Below are 16,590 nucleotides of genomic sequence, written 5' to 3'. Positions count from 1 at the left end.
CGCGATCGTAGGCCGCCCCGATGTCGCCGCGATGACGGCGCGCAACGGCCCGCGCCCGGCCCTCAGGCCTTGCTGTCATCCTGCCGCAACATCTCGAACAAGGCCAGCACCGCCGGCGCGCTGGCGGCCTGCGGCGACGCCGCCAGCGCGAAACGCCGCCGCACCGGCGTGGCCAGGGGCATCACCCGCAGGCCCCGGCGATTCTCGGGCAGCGTCAGTTCGGGCACCAGGGCCACGCCGACGTTATCGCGCACCAGCGCGTAGGCGCTGGACCATTCCATGACCGTGGCGCGCACGTCGGCCAGCGCCAGGCCGGCATCCGCCGCGACGCTGGCCGCGTGCACGCTGCAACCGCCCGTGGCCAGCACGAACGGTTGCGCCGCCAGTTGCGCCAGCGTCACCGACGCGCCGCGCGCCAGCGGATGCGAGGCCGGCAGCACCGCCACCCAGTCGTCCTCGCCCAGCGGACAGGCGCCGCGCCGCGCGGGCGGATTGAGCACCACGCCCACGTCCACGGTGCCGGCGGCCAGCAAGGTCTCGATCTCGCTGTCGCTGGCTTCCAACGGCACCACCTCGACGGCGGGATGCAACTGCCGGAAGCGTCGCAGCACCGGCGGCAGAATGGTCGAGAACACCATCGGAAAGCTGGCCAGCCGCAGGACGCCGCCGGCCACGCCGGCGCTTTCGCGCGCCAGCGCCTGGATGCGGCCCAGCGAGCCCAGCATGGCGCGGGCCTCATGCGCCACCCGCAGTCCCAGCGCGGTCGGCACGCTCTGGCGCCGCTCGCGCGTGAACAGGGGCGCGCCCAGATGATGTTCAAGCTGGGCGATGGCCTGGCTCGCGCCCGACTGCGTCATGCCCACCTGCCGCGCGGCATGGGTGATATTGCCGGCGTCCACCACCGCCAGCAGCAGCCGCCAATGGATCAGATTCATCATGGAAGTAGCTCAACTTATTCCTTATTTCTGAAGAAGTAATTTTACGAATACTCCAGGCCGAGCGATCCTGGGCGTCCTTTCCCCCAGATCGGGCCACCCCCGAAACGATTCCATGAAGCTCTACTACGCCCCCGGCACCTGCTCGCTGTCGCCCCACATCCTGCTGCGCGAACTGGACCTGCGATTCGACCTGATCCGCGTCGATAACCGCGCCAAGCGCACCGCGGACGGCCGCGATTTCCTGGCCATCAACCCCAAGGGCTACGTTGCCGCGCTGGAGGTCGAGGGGGGTGAGGTGCTGACTGAAGGCCCCGCCATCAGCCTGTACCTGGCCGACCTGCGTCCCGATTCCGGCCTGGTCCCGCCCGCCGGCAGTTGGGCCCGCAACCGGCTGCATGAATGGCTGAATTTCATCTCCGCGGAGATCCACGGCGGATTCGGCCCGCTGTTCAATCGCGACCTGCCCGAGGCTGCGCGCACGTGGTGGCAGGCGCGGCTGGAAAAACGCCTCGATTACGTGGCCTCCGCGCTGCACGCGCGGCACGCCCTGGTGCAGGACCGCTATGGCGTGGCCGATATCTACCTGTACGCGGTGCTGTGCTGGGCGCCGCAACTCGGCGTGGACCTGATACGCTGGCCTGCCTTGGTGCAATTCCAGCGCAGCATCGAATCCCGCCCCGCCGTGCAGGCCGCGTTGGCGGCCGAAGCGCAGGGTTGAGCCGCACGCGGCCAACGCATTATCGACACCGATGGCCGCGCTTGCGGCGCAACGATCGGCGCTACGGTCCGATGGTGCGCAGCGCCCGCTGGCAGATGCGCTGCGTCGCCGCGACCGGGCTGTGCGTCAGCCAGCGCGCGCACACCCGCCGGGCCCAGTCGGGCTGGTCCTTGCTGGCGTCGTTCAACCAGTTCGCCACCGAATCCTGCACGTAGACCGCCGGATCGGCGCGCAGCGGCTCCAGCAGCGGCAGCGCCCGCCCCGGATCCGCCTTGAGCGCGGCGATGTGCGCGCACCAGACGCCGCGCGGCCGCAGCGCTTCGCTGGCAAAGCGCCGCAGGCGCTCGGACGGCAACGTCGTCCAGGGTTGCAGTTGCGTGATGGCCGCGTCCAGGTCGGCCGTCAACGCCGGCCGCAGCGCCAGCCAGGCCCATTCGCGCACGCCAAAGTGCGCGTCGTCGGCCAACGGCCGGATGCGCGCCAGGCGCTGCGCCAGCGGCACATCCGGCGCCGCCCCGATCATGAAGCAAGCCCAGCCGCGCGCGGTGTCGGAGGCCTGCGCCGCCATCCGCGCGCAGCCGGCCGGGCCCAGGCGTTCATGCAGGATGCGCGCCGCCACCGCCATGCGCCTGGAGATGCCCAGCGCCGCCGCGGCCCGCATGGCGGCGATGCCATCGGCGCCCACCTCGGGCGCCAGCGCCTGCATCAACACGGCAAAGTCCACCGCCAGGCACTCGGTCAGGTGCGTGGCCGGCGCGCCCGCGTTCAGCCGCGCCAGGCGGTCGGCGCCGATGTCCTTGACGCCTCGACGGGCGGCGCTCATGGCGCGTCCTTCGCCAACGCCGCGCGCCCGCTGTCGGTGCCGCGCCATACCTTCGCCAGCAGCTCGCCGAGCTGGCGCCGCTCGGTCGGCGAAAGCGGGTCGAACAACGAGCCGATCCACTGCGTGTGCTCCTTGAACAACCTGGCCGCCGCCGTCTTGCCCTTGGGCGTCAGGACCACCGCGATCCGGCGCCGGTCGTCCTGGCCCGGCTGGCGCGAAACGAAGCCGTCGCGCTCCAGTCCATCGAGCAGGCCGGTGACGGTGGCGCGCGTCACCCCCGCGCGCGCCGCGAGTTCGTGCGGCGACAGACCGCCCGCCTGCCCGTGCAGCAGGAACAGCAGCACGAACTTGCCTTCCGATAACTGCCGCGGCGCCAGGCGCGCGGCGCAATCGCGGTCGATGGCGCCGGCCAGAGCCAGCACCTGCAGGCACAACCGCATGCCGTCCGCGGATTGCAGCCCGCGGCGGGCGGCCTCGTCCAGCAGCGCGTGGTGCTTGGGTTCCAGCATGGCGGAAATGATGGGAATGGCGGGTGGCATGGGATTTCCGGCAGTTGATACGGCAGCATATGATAAGGCACCTAACTATACAGGACAAACGAGCAGGCCATGGCGACATCCCGCCGAGCGATCGCCCCGCGCGGCGCCCGCCTGGCGAAGTGCTAGCATCCGGACCATGACTTCGATTCTGCATGCCCACCCCATCGACCCGGCCATCCGCGAGCGCGTCATGGCGACCCTGGAACACATCGAACAGCGTCACGATGTCCGCGTCCTGCTCGCCTGCGAATCCGGCAGCCGGGGCTGGGGGTTCGCCTCGCCAGACAGCGACTACGACGTGCGCTTCCTGTACGTGCACAAGCTGGACTGGTACCTGCGCGTGGTGCCCCAGCGCGACGTGATCGAGCTGCCCATCGACGACGAGCTGGACGTGTCCGGCTGGGAATTGCGCAAGGCGCTGCAACTGCTGCGCGGCTCCAACCCGACCTTGTTCGAATGGCTGGATTCGCCCGTGCTGTATCGCCACGACGACGCCACCAGCGCCTGGCTGCGGCACTTCCGCAGCGAGTATTTCTCGCACATCAAGGGCCGCTGGCATTACGTGGCCATGGCCGGCCGCAACTTCCGCGAATCGCTGCAGGGCGACACGGTGCGGCTCAAGAAATACCTGTACGTGCTGCGTCCGGTGCTGGCCGCGCAATGGATCGACAGCGGCCGCGGCATCCCGCCGATGCGTTTCGCGGACCTGGCCGACGCCATGGTCACCGACCCCGCGCTGCGCGACGAGATCAACGCGCTGCTGGCCATCAAGATGCAGGCCGGCGAGGCCAAGCACGGCCCGCGCTTCCCGCTGATCCACGCCTATCTGGAAACCACGTTGCCGGCCCTGGAAAAGGCGCCCTTCTTCGACCGGCCGGACGGCCAGACCGAGCGGCTGGACCGGTTCCTGTACGAAGTCGTGACCGGCGCGCCGCTGACGTATTGAACACCGCCAGGAACCGCTGGATCGAACGCACTACGGCCGCACACTCGCGTCTACGTGCTGGCGCGTCCGGGGCACTGATCGCCGACCTGAACGCCGCCGTTCACCCGCTTCGGCATGGCGCCGCGCGATCGCGGCGGTCCGGTCGCGCATGAGCGATGCGCCGGCCAGCGCTTTGCGGGTACCCTATCGCCTTTCCATCACCCGCAAAGCCCCGCATGTCCGACACCACGCAGCCCTTCGACGTTTCCAACTACATCGCCCAGAGCCTGGAAGGCATGCGGGCCGCCACCTCGGCGCACTGCGCCACCTGGCACCTGGATGAGGCCGAGCAATGGTCCGTGGACATGGACAGCGGCCTGATCGTGTTCCAACTGCCCGGCGGCATCACCGCGCAAGCGCCGGTGCAGATCGTCGGCACCTCCAATAGCGAGGACGGCAGCTTCCTGTGGGGCTGGGATCATCCGTCGGTGCCCGCCGAACTGGCCGAACACGCCCAACTGGCGCTGGCCTTCGGCAAGGCCCACGGCCTGGAGGCATACACCCACCGCAAGGTGCCATGCGATGACGCCCTGGCCTGGGAATTCACCGCCGTGGCCATGCGGCTGGGCGAGGCCAGCGGCTCGTACCGCGCGCAGGCCTCGGAGACCGCCCACGTCTGGATGACGTTCGGCCAGGTGACCTTGTCCAAGGCCTGACGCGCCGGCGGCGCGCGCCACCGCGCCGCCGTCAGGCCGCGTCCGGACGAATCCCGGTATAAGCCGCGCGCGGCCGGATCACATCGGGGCTGCCGCGCTGCTCCAGGCCATGCGCCAGCCAGCCGATCGAGCGTCCCAGCGCGAACAGGCCGAAGGCCGCGCCCGGCGGCAGGCCCAGATGGCGCCGCACCGCCACCAGCGAGAAGTCCACCGAGGGCCGCTGCCCCGATAGCTCGAACGCCTGCTCGATCAATGTCTCCCACTCGGGGCGCCGCGGCAGTATCCGCGCCAGCAAGGCGCTGGCGCGCGGATCGCCCGCGGGGTAAAGGTGGTGGCCAAAACCCGGCATGTCTTCGCCCCGCGCCAGCCGCTCGCGCAAGCCCCGCGCCAGCCGCTGGCCGGCGTCCGCGCCGCCGTCGCCACGTTCCAGTTCCTCCCACATCGCCTCGACGCGCGCCGTGGTGGCGCCGTGGCGGCCGCCCGTCAACGCCGCCAGCCCGCCGACAATGCCGGCGCGCAGGCTGGCGCCCGTGGATGCGATGCAGCGCGCGGTGAAACTGGAGGCGTTCAGTTCGTGGTCGGCGCAGAGCACCAGCGCCATGCGGATAAGATCCGCGCCCGCCGCGTCCACGCCCCAGGCGCGGGCGCACTGCGCGTGGATCGGCGCGTCGTCCGGCGCGGTCTGCAGCAGGCAGGCCGCCAGCGTGCGCACCAGCGCGCCGCAGCCCTGCGCCTGGCGCTCGGGCGAGCGCTGCCACAACGCGGTCGCATCGTCATCGCTGGCCGCCGTGAACAGCGGCAACAGCGCGGCCTCGGCGCGCTGGCCGCGATGGCGCGCGAACAGCGCCGCCAGATCCTCGGACAACCCCGGCGCGGCCGCGCCGAACGCCATGGCCTGGTCGCATTGCCACAGATGCGCGGCCACCGCTTCCACCGAGGACGATTGCGCCAGCGCCACGGCGTTTTCACCGCGATAGAACAACTGGCCATCCTCGATCAGGGTGATGGCCGACTCCAGCACCGGCAGGCCCCAGTTCAGCGTCGCCTTGGCCACCTCTTTCGGCTTGCGGCCACGGGTGCGCTGCGCCGCCAGCCGTTCGACCTCCTCGGCCAGGTAGCGGCTTTCGCGCGGCGTGGCGCCGGTCTCGGCGTGCAGCAATCCCCGGCTGACGTAGGCGTACAGGGTCTGGCGCGACACCCCCAGGCGGGTGGCCGCGGCGGCGGAGGTCAGGTAATTGGGCATGGGTTCCGAGACGGGGAACGAGGGCAATGGGTTGATTATATTAATCAATATTGACAATTAATGCGGCAAGATGAATCCTGGCGTCATCCCTCAACGACCCGGAAGCCACATGTCCGCCATCCATCGCTCCCTCCCGCCCTCGCCGGCCACCGCCGACTACCTGCGCCAGTTCTGGCTCGCGGCGGGCGGCGATCCCGCCCTGCTGAGCCAGGTCGCCATCACCGGCCAGGGCGCCTTGCCCTCGGCCTTCGCCGTCACGGAATTCGCCACCGCCGCGATCGGCGCCGCCGGCCTGGCCATGGCGGAATTCGTCGCGGCCGGCGCAGGCGCGGCCGGTGCGCCCGCCGTGCCGGCGGTCGAGGTCGACCAACGACTGGCCTCTTTCTGGTTCGGCACCAGCCTGCGCCCCATCGGCTGGAGCATGCCGCCGCTGTGGGACGCCGTCGCCGGCGACTACCGCGCGGCGGACGGCTGGATCCGGCTGCACACCAACGCGCCCCATCATCGCGACGCCGCCCTGGCGGTCCTGGGCGTGGCCGCCGACCGCGACGCCGTCGCCCGCGCCGTGGCAGGCTGGCGCGCCGACGAACTGGAAGCGGCGGTGGTCGAACACAACGGTTGCGCCGCCGCCATGCGCGGCCTGGACGCCTGGCGCCAGCATCCGCAAGGCCAAAGCGTTGCTGCCGAACCCCTGCTGCACCGCGCCGCCAGCGGCGGCGGCGCCCGCCCTGCTTGGCGCATTTCGCGCCAGCGTCCGTTGCAGGGTCTGCGGGTGCTGGACCTGACCCGCATCCTGGCCGGCCCCGTGGCCACGCGCTTCCTGGCGGGCTTTGGCGCGGATGTATTGCGCATCGACCCGCCCGGCTGGGAAGAGCCCGGCACCGTGCCCGAGGTCGTGCTGGGCAAGCGTTGCGCGCGCCTGGACCTCAAGTCCGCCGAGGGGCTGGCCACGCTGCAACGCCTGCTGTCCCAGGCCGACGTGCTGATCCACGGCTATCGCGCCGACGCCCTCGCCCGCCTGGGCCTGGACGCCGAGCGCCGCCGCCAGCTCAACCCGACGCTGGTCGACGTATCGCTGGACGCCTATGGCTGGAGCGGTGAGTGGCGGGGCCGCCGCGGCTTCGACAGCCTGGTGCAGATGAGCACCGGCATCGCCGAGGCCGGCATGCGCGCCAAGGGTGGCGACCGCCCGGTGCCGTTGCCGTGCCAGGCGCTGGACCACGGCACCGGCTATCTGATGGCGGCGGCGGCGATCCGGGGCTTGACCGAACGGCTGGCCACCGGCGCGGGCAGCACCACGCGCGCGTCGCTCGCCCGCAGCGCCCAATTGCTGGTCGCGCATGGCGGCTTGCTGGAAGGCGGGCCGGCATTGGCGCCGGAAAGCGCAGCCGACTGGTCCGAACAAATCGAGGCAACCGCGTGGGGCCCGATCAGGCGCGTCAAGCCGCCGCTGCGGATCGCGGACACGCCGCAATCTTGGGATTACCCGGCAAGCGCCTTGGGATCCTCCGAGGCGGCCTGGCGCGATGGCTCGCGTTAGCCCGGGGCCGACTCAAAGCACAAACGCGCGCAAGTTGGCCACCCGTTCGGCCAGGCCGTCCACGCCCAGGTAATGGCCCAGCTTGCCCGCCCGCACGCGGCGCAGGTCTTCCTCGTAGCGGGCCGCCATCGCGTCGCGCGCCTCGGCATACGCCGCCGCGATCCCCTCGCCCGCGGCGGCGGCGATCACGCGCGCGGCCTCGGGCGACCCGCAGGCCACGCAGCGCGCCATACCCAGGCCGTCGGCCCGCGCCCCGCGCGCCAGCAACTGCGCCACCAGATCGGCGGGCGGCTTGCGATCGAATCGATGGATCGCCTCCGCGCTGACCGGCGTGCCGGCCCGCAACAGCGCCCGCGCCGCCGCATAGGCATGCTGCGTCAGCGCCACGTCCAGCGCCAGCGCGCTGCCGCGCAACGGCTGGTCAAAGCCCACGCCCTGCGCCGCCAAGTGCGCCACCAGCGCGCCGTCATCATGCGCCAACGCATGCCGCAAGGCCAGCCTGGCCAGCGTGGGCGACTGGCCCAGCGTGCCGGCCGCCAACGGCGCGCGCCAGTCCACCAGCGCGCGCCGATAGAACGCCGCCAGCTTGTCCGCCAGAGCCTGCGGCATGCCGTGATCGGCCACGCGCTCGTCCAGGTATTCCAGCACCCGTATGCCGGTGCTGTCGGGGTCGTCGATATCCTGCTCCAGGTAGAGCGCGGCAAAGGCCGCGTGCAGGTCCGCCGCGACGGTCGCGATGGCGTCCTGCTGCAACGCATGCGTCCAGCCCGGCAGCCCCTGCTTCCAGGCCACGATGCTGCCGGCCCGCGGGCCGGGTTCCACGCACACATAGATACGGTCGCAGTATTCGAAGCCGCCGATCGGCAGATAGCGCAGCTTGCCGTCCCAGGCCTCGCCGCGTTCCGCGGCGGCCTCTTCGGCGCATTCCTGCTCGTGCTCGATCCAGCCCGCCAGGTCGCGGTATTGGTCACTGCCGTCATAGAACAGCTCGGACCAACTGAGGGCCTCTTCGTTGCCGTCCATGCGCGCATGCAGGTCGTAGGCCAGTTCGCCGCCGGCGGTCAGGCGCCACAAGTCGCGCAGCGCATCGGGCAAGGGGCCGGCACAGGCCGCTTCGATCTCGTCGATGCGCGCCTCGTCCAGGGGCGGCTGGACCGCGATCAGGACGCGATCGGCGAACAGGGCAATGCCGTGTTGGCGCAGCGACTGGATGTCGTCGGCGGAAAAATGATGCTCGCTCATGTTCAGGTTTCCTGGGAGATGCCGGTTCGGATTCTACCCGTGGGGGATGGGGACGACGCCACGGCAGACGCAGGCGCCCTGCCGCATCGCCGACGAACTCCCCGCGCCCGCGGCGCGGTGGTAGATTGGCGGCATCCACGAATGGACGTGGCAACGGGGCGCGGGGACGATGGCGGGAGCGTCATGGACGGGCTGATCATGGCCGCGGCGCGGGCGCTGGCCAGCGGCGATCCGCTGGGCGCGTTGAGCCGGGTGGCGCTGCGCGACGATGCGCCGGCGCTGGCATTGCGCGGCATCGCGCTGGCGCAGTTGGGCGACTTCGAACGCGCCCGGCCGCTGGTGCGCCGCGCCGCCCGCGCGTTCGGCGCCAAGGATCCGGTGGCGCGCGCCCGTTGCGTGGTGGCCGAGGCCGAGATCGCGCTGGCCGCGCGCGACCTGGGCTGGCCACAGACGGCGCTCGACGCCGCCCGCGCCACGCTCGAGCAACATGGCGACCGGCGCAATGCGGCCTACGCCGGCTATCTGGCCGGCCGCCGCCTGATCCTGATGGGACGGCTGGAGCAGGCCGAGCAGGTGCTGTCGGAACTGAATCCCGCCCCTTTTCCGCCAGCCTTGCGAGCGGTGCACGAGCTGGCCCTGGCCGGCATTGCGCTGCGGCGCCTCCAAGCCACGGCGGCACGCGCCGCGCTGGACCTGGCCGCGCGCGCCGCGCAAGCGGCCGGCATCCCGGCGCTGCAGGCCGAGGTGCGCCAGGCGTCGCTCGTACTGGAAGCGCCGGCCGCGCACCTGCAGCGCGCCGGCGACACGCAGGTGCTGCGCCTGGAGCAGGTGCAAGCGCTGCTCGCGTCCGACACGCTGGTGATCGACGCGTGCCGTTATGCCGTGCATGGCGCGGGCCGCACCCTGCCCCTGGCCAGCCGGCCCGTGCTCTTCACCCTGGCGCAGGCGCTGGGCCAGGCGTGGCCGGACGACGCGCCGCGCGACGCGTTGATTGCACAGACGTTCCGCACCCGCCATCCCGATGACTCGCACCGCGCGCGGCTGCGGGTGGAAATCGGCCGGTTGCGGGCGGCCCTGGCGCCGTGGGCAGAAATCCGGGCAACGCGGCAAGGCTTTGCATTGATGCCAGCCGCGCACACCGTTGCCGTGTTGACGCCGCCGGTGCGGGACCGCCACGCCGCCGTGCTGGCGCTGCTGGCCGACGGCCAAGCCTGGTCCAGTTCGGCGCTGGCGCTGGCCACCGGCGCCAGTCAGCGCCAGGTGCAGCGCGCCCTGGAGGCGCTGGCGGCTTCCGGCCAGGCGCATTCGTTCGGCCAGGGCCGGGCGCGGCGCTGGATCACGCCGCCCCTGCCCGGTTTCGCGACGACATTGTTACTCCCGGTCCCGCTGCCGAATGCCTAGCATGGAGACGTCACCCCTCCCAACAAGGACAGCGTCATGAAAACCAAGCCCGCAGAAATTCTCCGTGAATACGGCCCCTTCCCCGGCGTCACGGACGTGCACGGCGTCTCGTACGACGGCAGCCGCATCTGGATCGCGGTCGGCGACAAGCTGCACGCGCTGGATCCGGCCAGCGGCGACGTGGTTCGTACCATCGACGTCATCGCCCGCGCCGGCACCGCCTTCGACGGCAAGCATCTCTACCAGTTGGCCGACAGCATCATCCAGAAAATCGACCCGGCATCGGGCCGCGTGCTGGCCACCGTGCCGGCGCCCGAAGGCGGCGGCAATTCGGGCATGACCTGGGCCGAAGGCATGCTCTGGATCGCGCGCTACAAGGACCGCAGGATCCACCAGGTCGATCCCGCCACCGGCGCCGTCCTGCGCACCATCGCGTCCGACCGCTACGTGACCGGCGTCACCTGGGTCGATGGCGACCTGTGGCACGGCACCTGGGAGGACGACGCCAGCGAGCTGCGGCGGGTGGACCCGGCCGGTGGCGAGGTGTTGGAACGACTGGCGATGCCGCCCGGCGTGTACGTCTCCGGCCTGGAGTCGGACGGCGGCGACGTGCTCTATTGCGGCGGCGCCAGCAGCGGCCGGGTGCGCGCGGTGCGCCGGCCACGCGCCAGCGCCTGATCCGCCCCGATCCGCCCCGATCCGCCCTGATCCCGCTGATCCGCGGTGTCCCGCGCCGCCGCGCCGTCCTGACAAATTGTTGCAGGCATTGGCGCGGCGGCCCTTTTCCGACCCAGCGAGCCCCCGCCAGCGTGTAAACTCCCCCCTTTTTGACTCTGGTGGTATGTTGCAAGCCCCACAGCGCACAGGTTTAAGCGGCCCGACGCTCATTCGCTTGCTGACTCGCCTGACGGATGTCGACGTGCCGGAATCCCGGCAACCGTTGTCGGATCATCTGAGCCAGTGGCTCGGCTGGACCGACGCGATTGCCCTGTCCGCCGCCCTGAACAACCGCCCGCCGGCGATCGCGCCGGGCGCGCGCCAGTTCAGCAGCGCCGAGGAGCGCGAGTGCGAGCGCGTCCGCACCACGCTGGCCGATGCCATCGCCAGCGACACCGCGGCCACGGCCGCCAAGCGGCAGATGCCGGGACAGGTGTCCGCCAAGGTGGCGGCGCTGCAGGCCGACGACGCCGATTACTCGAATTTTCGTCAGCGTTATCTGTCGTTGCAGCACACGATGGAAACCAGCATCGGCAACCTGCGCAGCCGCCTGCGCGGCATGCTCGCGGCCAAAACGCCGGAGATGACGCGGCTGGCGGTGGTGGACGCCATCATGGACCGCGCCCTGCTGCCGCGCGAGCGGACGCTGCTGGGCGCGATTCCGAAGTTGCTGCAGGGGCATTTCGACCGGCTGCGGCTGGCCGAACAGGCCGCGCTGGAAGCGGCGGCGCAAGCGCAAGCCGAGACCGGGGTCCCGGCCGGAACCGCGGACGAGCCGGCGGCCGATGCCCAGGCGCCGGCCGCGCCGGGGGGCAGCGCAACGGACGACGCTCCCGCCGCCGCGCCCGCGCAGGCGGCGGCCTGCGCGGCGCCGCAACCCGCTTTATCCGCGCCCACGCCGGGCGCGTGGCTGGAGACGTTCCGCAAGGATATGCGCAGCGTGCTGCTGGCCGAATTGGATGTTCGTTTACAACCGGTGGAAGGGCTGCTTGCCACCCTTCGCGCCAGCTAACCGGGACACTATGTCCAAGTATCTGATCAATATCGTTGTTTTCATTTGCGGCCTGGCCGTGACCGGCTGGATCGGCGCGGGCTACGCGGGCACCAACCCCCTGGCGCTGGCCGTCACGCTGCTGATCTGCGCCTGCTACGTGGCGGGCGCGCTTGAATTGCTGCGCTACCAACAGGCCACCGCGTCGCTCAGACGCGCGGTCGGCAACCTGTCGGAAGCGCCCGCCAGCCTGGGCGGTTGGCTCGACCAATTGCCGGCCGGCCTGCGCAACGCCGTGCGGCTGCGCATCGAAGGCGAACGCGTGGGCCTGCCCGGCCCGGCGTTGGCGCCCTACCTGGTCGGCCTGCTGGTGCTGCTGGGCATGCTGGGCACCTTCCTGGGCATGGTGGTGACGCTGCGCGGCACCGGCACCGCCCTGGAAAGCGCCACCGACCTGGCCGCCATCCGCGCCTCGCTGGCCGCGCCGGTCAAGGGCCTGGGCTTTGCCTTCGGCACCTCGATCGCGGGCGTGGCCACCTCCGCCATGCTGGGCCTGCTGGCGGCGCTGTGCCGGCGCGACCGCATCCAGGCGGCGCAACTGCTGGACGCCAAGGCGGCCACCACGCTGCGCCTGTACAGCCAGGCGCACCAGCGCGAAGAAAGCTTCAAGCTGCTGCAGCGCCAGGCCGAAGTGCTGCAACGGCAGGCCGAGGCCATGCCCGCGCTGGTCGACCGCCTGGACGCCATGATGCGCAACCTGGAGCAGCAGAACCACACGCTGAACGAGCGCCAGCTCGCCAGCCAGGATGCGTTCCAGGGCAAGGCCGAGGCCGCCTACGCGCGCCTGGCCGCCGTGATGGAACAATCGATGAAGGAAAGCGTGGCCGAAAGCGCCCGTTCGGCCGGCGCGGCGCTGCAGCCCGCCGTCGAGGCCACCATGGCCGGCCTGTCGCGCGAGACCGCCTCGCTGCACGAAAGCGTGACCCAGGCAGTGCAGCGCCAGCTCGACGGCATGACCGCCGGCCTGCAGGCCGCCACCAGCAACGTGGCCGGCATCTGGAACCAGGCGCTGGCCGGCCAGCAGCGCGCCAGCGAAGCATTGGCGCAGGACCTGCGCGATTCGCTGGACCGCTTCGCGCAGACCTTCGAGCAGCGCTCGGCCGCGCTGCTGGACAGCGTGTCCGAACGGCTGGAGGCGTCCTCGGGCAGCATGTCCGAAGCCTGGAACGTGGCGCTGAACCGCCAGGAGCGGGCCAGCGAGAAACTGGCCGGCGACAATCTGCAGGCGCTGACAGCCGCCGCCGCCAGCTTCGAGCAGCACTCGGCGTCGCTGCTGCGCACGCTGAACCAGTCGCACACCGCCCTGCAATCCGAACTGGCCTCGCGCGACCAGCAACGCCTGGCGGCGTGGACCGAAACCCTGGGCGCGCTGTCCGCCACCCTGCGCCAGGAATGGCAGCAGGCCGGCGCGCAGGCCGCCGAGCGCCAGCTCGAAATCAACCAGGCCCTGGCGCGCAGCGCCCAGGAACTGACCGAGCACGCGCAGACCCAGGCCGGCCTGCTGGAGAACGTGTCGGCGCGCCTGGAAAGCGCCGCCGGCAACGTCTCGGCGCAATGGCACGAGGCGCTGGAGCGCCAGTCGCAGGTCAGCGACAAGCTGGCCGGCGACAACCGCGAAGCCCTGGCCGCCGCCGCCGCCACCTTCGAACAACACGCCTCGACGCTGCTGCGCACGCTGGACCAGTCGCACGCCGACCTGCAGGCCGCCCTGGCCTCGCGCGACGAGCAGCGCCTGGCCACGTGGGCCGGCACGCTCGGCGCCCTGACCGACAAGCTCGGCCGCGAATGGGAACAGGCCGGCGCGCAAGCCGCCGCCCGCCAGCAGGAAGTCAGCCAGACGCTGGCGCGGACCGCGCAGGAACTGGCGACCCGCTCCGACGCGCAGGCCGCGCTGCTGGACACGGTCGCCGCCCGCATCGAAACGGCCGCCACCGGCGTGACCCAGGCCTGGACCGAGGCGCAGGTGCGCCAGGAACTGACCAGCGAGAAGCTGGCCGGCGACACCCAGCAGGCCCTGGCCACGGCCGCCGCCGCGTTCGAACAACATTCCGCGTCGCTGCTGCGCACGCTGGACCAGTCGCATGCCGAGCTGCAGGCCGCCCTGGCCTCGCGCGACGAAGCGCGCCTGGCCGCCTGGCACGCCTCGCTCGGCGCCATGGCCGCCGACCTGGGCCGCGAATGGCGCCAGGCCGGCGAGCAGACCGCCGCGCGCCACCAGGCACTGGAACAACTGCTGGAGCGCACCGCGCAGGACCTGACCACCCAGACCCAGGCGCAGGCCGCGCTGCTGGAAAACCTGTCGGCCCGCCTGGAAACGGCGGCTGGCGGCGTGACGCAGGCCTGGACCGAGGCGCAGATACGCCAGGAGCTGGCCAACGAGAAACTGGCCAGCGACAACCAGCAGGCCCTGACCACGGCGGCGTCCGCCTTCGAGCAGCATTCGGCATCGCTGCTGCAGACCCTGGGCCAATCGCAGGCCGGCCTGCAGGCCGAGCTGGCCGCGCGCGACCAGGAACGCCTGGCCGCCTGGACCGGCGAGCTGGGCCGCATGGCCGAAGCGCTGCGCCACGAATGGGAACAAGCCGGCGCCCGCAGCGCCGCCCTGCAGCAGGAAATCTGCGCCACCCTGGCCCAGACCGCGCAGGACATCGCCACCCAGACCGAGGCCCACGCCAGCGGCACCATCGCCGAGATCGGCCAACTGGTGCAGGCCGCCTCCGAAGCGCCGCGCGCGGCCGCCGAAGTCATCGGCGAAATGCGCCAGAAACTGTCGGACAGCCTGGCCTACGACAACGCCATGCTGGAAGAACGCAATCGCCTGCTGGACACGCTGGCGACGCTGCTGGATGCCGTCAACCACGCCTCCAGCGAACAGCGCAGCGCGGTGGACGCGCTGGTGTCGTCGTCGACCGACCTGCTGGACCGGGTCGGCGCGCAGTTCACCGAGCAGGTCGAATCCGAGACCGCCCGCCTGGACGACGTGGCCGCGCAGGTGACCAGCGGCGCGGCCGAAGTGGCCAGCCTGGGCGAAGCCTTCGGCGCCGCGGTGCGCCTGTTCGGCGAGTCCAACGACAGGCTCGTGGCGCACCTGGAACGCATCGAAGCGGCGCTGGACAAGTCCATCGCCCGTGGCGACGAACAACTGGCCTACTACGTGGCGCAGGCGCGTGAAGTGGTCGACCTGAGCACCATGTCGCAAAAGCAGATCGTCGAGAACCTGCGCGAACTGGCCAGCCAGCGCGCCGCCACCGCCGGAGCGCAGGCGGCATGAGCGCGGGCGAGGACATCGACGGCGGCGTGGAACCCGCGGTGCCGACCTGGGCCGTCTTCGGCGACCTGATGTCGGTGCTGCTGGGCGCCTTCGTGCTGATCCTGGTGAGCGTGGTGGCCGTGCAGCTCGAGCTGTCGACCCAACTGGAACGCGAGGTCAAGCAGCGCCAGGAAGAGACCCAGCGCCGCCAGACGCTGGAGCAGGCCCTGGCCGCGCCGCTGGCGGCCGGCCGCGTGACGCTAGTCAACGGCCGCATCGGCATCAGCGGCAGCGTGCTGTTCGCGCTCAATTCCGACCAATTGCAGCCGGAAGGCCGCGAGGTGCTGAAAAGCCTGATCGAACCGCTGTCGGCCTACCTGAAGGCCAATGACGAGATCCTGATGGTCAGCGGCTTCACCGACGACCAGCAGGTGCGCGAGGGCAACCGGCGCTTTGCCGACAACTGGGACCTGTCGGCGCAGCGCGCGCTGACCGTCACCCGCGCCCTGATCGACGAAGGCGTGCCGTCGTCGCTGGTGTTCGCCGCCGCCTTCGGCGCCGAGCAGCCGGTGGCCTCGAACGCCGATGAAGACGGCCGCGCGAAGAACCGCCGGGTCGAGATCACCCCCATTCCCAAGCCGACCAACAGTGCGGAGCCCGCGCGTGGCCAGTGATGGCGGCCTGGGCCCGGCGCTGACGACCGGCGCGGATACCGCGCCCGCCGACGCCACGCTCGCCACCTTGCAGGCCTGGCGCGAGCGCGGCGACGACCGGCTCGATCCGGTCGGTTTCCATTTCATCGAGGCGCTGGCCCGGCGCGCGGCCGCCCACGCCGGCGCGGCCCGCGCCCGGCTGGACGAGCGGCTGGCGCAGTTGCTGCGGGCGTATGCGGCGCGCGTCGCCGCGGCCCGCGCGGCCAACGCAGCCGAAGGGCTGGACGATCCCGCCACGCCCGATGCCAGCCCCGCGCCGGCCACGGCAGCCCCCAAGCCCGCGCGCGGGCCGCTGGCGGAACTGGCGGCGTATCTCGCCTACCCCGGCGCGCCCGGCGAAGACCCCGACGCCATCGCCGCGCAGGCGCGCCGCGATGCCTATCCGGACATGCCGGTGCTGGATGGCCTGCGCGAGATCTGGTCCGGCCTGAGCGCCGACCGTCAGGTGCGCCAGTCGCAGGAGCAGGTGCACAAGAACGCCGGCCCGCTCAATTCCAACCAGCTGGTGCACCGCGCCCTGTCGTTGATGCGCGAGCTGTCGCCGGGCTATCTGCAGCAGTTCGTGACCTACACCGAGACGCTGGCCTGGATGGAACAGGTAACGGCGGCCGCCGCGCCGCCGGCCAGGGAGACGTCGCGCGCGCCCGCCAGGAAAGGCGCGCGCGCCAAGGGCCGCTAGGACACCTCCCGCTCGCAACCGCGACAGGCAACGCTGGCCATGCCGGCCCAAAGCCCCGCTGGCGGGCGCCCTCAAGCAGCCTCCCGGCGCGGCCC

The 16,590-nt window shown here is 71.6% G+C and carries 15 protein-coding genes; 10 read left to right on the top strand and 5 right to left on the bottom strand.

From position 1 onward, the window contains the following. Positions 1–62: 62 nt before the first annotated feature. Complete coding sequence (locus HV783_RS18735; RefSeq protein ID WP_175189665.1) at positions 63–938, bottom strand: LysR family transcriptional regulator; 876 nt, start codon at positions 936–938, stop codon at positions 63–65. A 112-nt stretch (positions 939–1,050) separates the two neighbouring features. Here HV783_RS18735 and gstA point away from each other — a divergent pair, with 112 nt between their 5' ends. Next, positions 1,051–1,656 carry a glutathione transferase GstA gene (gene gstA, locus HV783_RS18730; protein ID WP_175189664.1) on the top strand — a complete coding sequence of 202 codons (606 nt, stop codon included), beginning with the start codon at positions 1,051–1,053 and terminating at the stop codon, positions 1,654–1,656. Positions 1,657–1,717: 61 nt separating this feature from the next. Here gstA and HV783_RS18725 read toward each other — a convergent pair whose 3' ends face one another. Further along, positions 1,718–2,479, bottom strand: coding sequence for a DNA alkylation repair protein (locus HV783_RS18725; protein ID WP_175189663.1), 762 nt, complete (start codon positions 2,477–2,479; stop codon positions 1,718–1,720). Continuing rightward, a complete protein-coding gene (locus tag HV783_RS18720; protein WP_175189662.1) occupies positions 2,476–3,018 on the bottom strand; it encodes a MarR family winged helix-turn-helix transcriptional regulator in 543 nt (180 codons plus the stop codon). Before HV783_RS18720 ends, HV783_RS18725 begins: the two co-directional genes overlap by 4 nt. Before the next feature lie 136 nt (positions 3,019–3,154). Here HV783_RS18720 and HV783_RS18715 point away from each other — a divergent pair, with 136 nt between their 5' ends. Together HV783_RS18715 and HV783_RS18710 are read left to right on the top strand one after the other, a co-directional pair. Then, positions 3,155–3,964: a nucleotidyltransferase domain-containing protein gene (locus HV783_RS18715; RefSeq protein WP_175189661.1), complete on the top strand. Its 810-nt coding sequence runs from the start codon at positions 3,155–3,157 to the stop codon at positions 3,962–3,964. Positions 3,965–4,179: 215 nt separating this feature from the next. Then, on the top strand, positions 4,180–4,659 hold the full coding sequence (locus tag HV783_RS18710; RefSeq protein ID WP_054504422.1) for a DUF6882 domain-containing protein: 480 nt from the start codon (positions 4,180–4,182) through the stop codon (positions 4,657–4,659). Positions 4,660–4,690: 31 nt separating this feature from the next. Here HV783_RS18710 and HV783_RS18705 read toward each other — a convergent pair whose 3' ends face one another. Then, entirely contained in the window at positions 4,691–5,902 is a 1,212-nt protein-coding gene (locus HV783_RS18705) for a citrate synthase family protein (RefSeq protein WP_175189660.1), read from the bottom strand. 109 nt (positions 5,903–6,011) lie between these two features. Here HV783_RS18705 and HV783_RS18700 point away from each other — a divergent pair, with 109 nt between their 5' ends. Beyond that, positions 6,012–7,442: a CoA transferase gene (locus tag HV783_RS18700; RefSeq protein WP_175189659.1), complete on the top strand. Its 1,431-nt coding sequence runs from the start codon at positions 6,012–6,014 to the stop codon at positions 7,440–7,442. Between the two features lie 12 nt (positions 7,443–7,454). Here HV783_RS18700 and HV783_RS18695 read toward each other — a convergent pair whose 3' ends face one another. Continuing rightward, positions 7,455–8,684 carry an SMI1/KNR4 family protein gene (locus HV783_RS18695; RefSeq protein WP_175189658.1) on the bottom strand — a complete coding sequence of 410 codons (1,230 nt, stop codon included), beginning with the start codon at positions 8,682–8,684 and terminating at the stop codon, positions 7,455–7,457. Between the two features lie 183 nt (positions 8,685–8,867). Here HV783_RS18695 and HV783_RS18690 point away from each other — a divergent pair, with 183 nt between their 5' ends. The 6 genes from HV783_RS18690 (at position 8,868) to HV783_RS18665 (ending at position 16,495) form a co-directional block, all read left to right on the top strand. Continuing rightward, positions 8,868–10,085 carry a helix-turn-helix domain-containing protein gene (locus HV783_RS18690; RefSeq protein ID WP_175189657.1) on the top strand — a complete coding sequence of 406 codons (1,218 nt, stop codon included), beginning with the start codon at positions 8,868–8,870 and terminating at the stop codon, positions 10,083–10,085. 36 nt (positions 10,086–10,121) lie between these two features. Next, a complete protein-coding gene (locus tag HV783_RS18685) occupies positions 10,122–10,763 on the top strand; it encodes an NHL repeat-containing protein (RefSeq protein WP_175189656.1) in 642 nt (213 codons plus the stop codon). A gap of 163 nt (positions 10,764–10,926) precedes the next feature. Then, complete coding sequence (locus tag HV783_RS18680; protein WP_116792359.1) at positions 10,927–11,814, top strand: DUF3348 domain-containing protein; 888 nt, start codon at positions 10,927–10,929, stop codon at positions 11,812–11,814. 10 nt (positions 11,815–11,824) lie between these two features. Further along, positions 11,825–15,124 carry a DUF802 domain-containing protein gene (locus tag HV783_RS18675; protein ID WP_175189655.1) on the top strand — a complete coding sequence of 1,100 codons (3,300 nt, stop codon included), beginning with the start codon at positions 11,825–11,827 and terminating at the stop codon, positions 15,122–15,124. After that, positions 15,121–15,777, top strand: a complete 657-nt coding sequence (locus tag HV783_RS18670) for an OmpA family protein (RefSeq protein WP_175189654.1) — start codon at positions 15,121–15,123, stop codon at positions 15,775–15,777. Before HV783_RS18675 ends, HV783_RS18670 begins: the two co-directional genes overlap by 4 nt. Next, entirely contained in the window at positions 15,767–16,495 is a 729-nt protein-coding gene (locus HV783_RS18665; RefSeq protein WP_437341324.1) for a DUF2894 domain-containing protein, read from the top strand. Before HV783_RS18670 ends, HV783_RS18665 begins: the two co-directional genes overlap by 11 nt. Positions 16,496–16,590 lie beyond the last annotated feature (95 nt).

Source organism: Achromobacter dolens, from assembly GCF_902859745.1.
Taxonomy (GTDB): Bacteria; Pseudomonadota; Gammaproteobacteria; order Burkholderiales; family Burkholderiaceae_B; genus Achromobacter; species Achromobacter dolens.
This window is presented reverse-complemented; position numbering and strand designations above follow the sequence as displayed.

What these genes read in the sequence shown, in the direction of transcription:
- HV783_RS18735 (WP_175189665.1), bottom strand. Translation starts at nt 938, where the DNA reads ATGATGAATCTGATCCATTGGCGGCTGCTGCTGGCGGTGGTGGACGCC.
- gstA (WP_175189664.1), top strand. Translation starts at nt 1,051, where the DNA reads ATGAAGCTCTACTACGCCCCCGGCACCTGCTCGCTGTCGCCCCACATC.
- HV783_RS18685 (WP_175189656.1), top strand. Translation starts at nt 10,122, where the DNA reads ATGAAAACCAAGCCCGCAGAAATTCTCCGTGAATACGGCCCCTTCCCC.
- HV783_RS18690 (WP_175189657.1), top strand. Translation starts at nt 8,868, where the DNA reads ATGGACGGGCTGATCATGGCCGCGGCGCGGGCGCTGGCCAGCGGCGAT.
- HV783_RS18705 (WP_175189660.1), bottom strand. Translation starts at nt 5,902, where the DNA reads ATGCCCAATTACCTGACCTCCGCCGCCGCGGCCACCCGCCTGGGGGTG.
- HV783_RS18680 (WP_116792359.1), top strand. Translation starts at nt 10,927, where the DNA reads ATGTTGCAAGCCCCACAGCGCACAGGTTTAAGCGGCCCGACGCTCATT.
- HV783_RS18675 (WP_175189655.1), top strand. Translation starts at nt 11,825, where the DNA reads ATGTCCAAGTATCTGATCAATATCGTTGTTTTCATTTGCGGCCTGGCC.
- HV783_RS18670 (WP_175189654.1), top strand. Translation starts at nt 15,121, where the DNA reads ATGAGCGCGGGCGAGGACATCGACGGCGGCGTGGAACCCGCGGTGCCG.
- HV783_RS18710 (WP_054504422.1), top strand. Translation starts at nt 4,180, where the DNA reads ATGTCCGACACCACGCAGCCCTTCGACGTTTCCAACTACATCGCCCAG.
- HV783_RS18700 (WP_175189659.1), top strand. Translation starts at nt 6,012, where the DNA reads ATGTCCGCCATCCATCGCTCCCTCCCGCCCTCGCCGGCCACCGCCGAC.
- HV783_RS18720 (WP_175189662.1), bottom strand. Translation starts at nt 3,018, where the DNA reads ATGCCACCCGCCATTCCCATCATTTCCGCCATGCTGGAACCCAAGCAC.
- HV783_RS18725 (WP_175189663.1), bottom strand. Translation starts at nt 2,479, where the DNA reads ATGAGCGCCGCCCGTCGAGGCGTCAAGGACATCGGCGCCGACCGCCTG.
- HV783_RS18715 (WP_175189661.1), top strand. Translation starts at nt 3,155, where the DNA reads ATGACTTCGATTCTGCATGCCCACCCCATCGACCCGGCCATCCGCGAG.
- HV783_RS18695 (WP_175189658.1), bottom strand. Translation starts at nt 8,684, where the DNA reads ATGAGCGAGCATCATTTTTCCGCCGACGACATCCAGTCGCTGCGCCAA.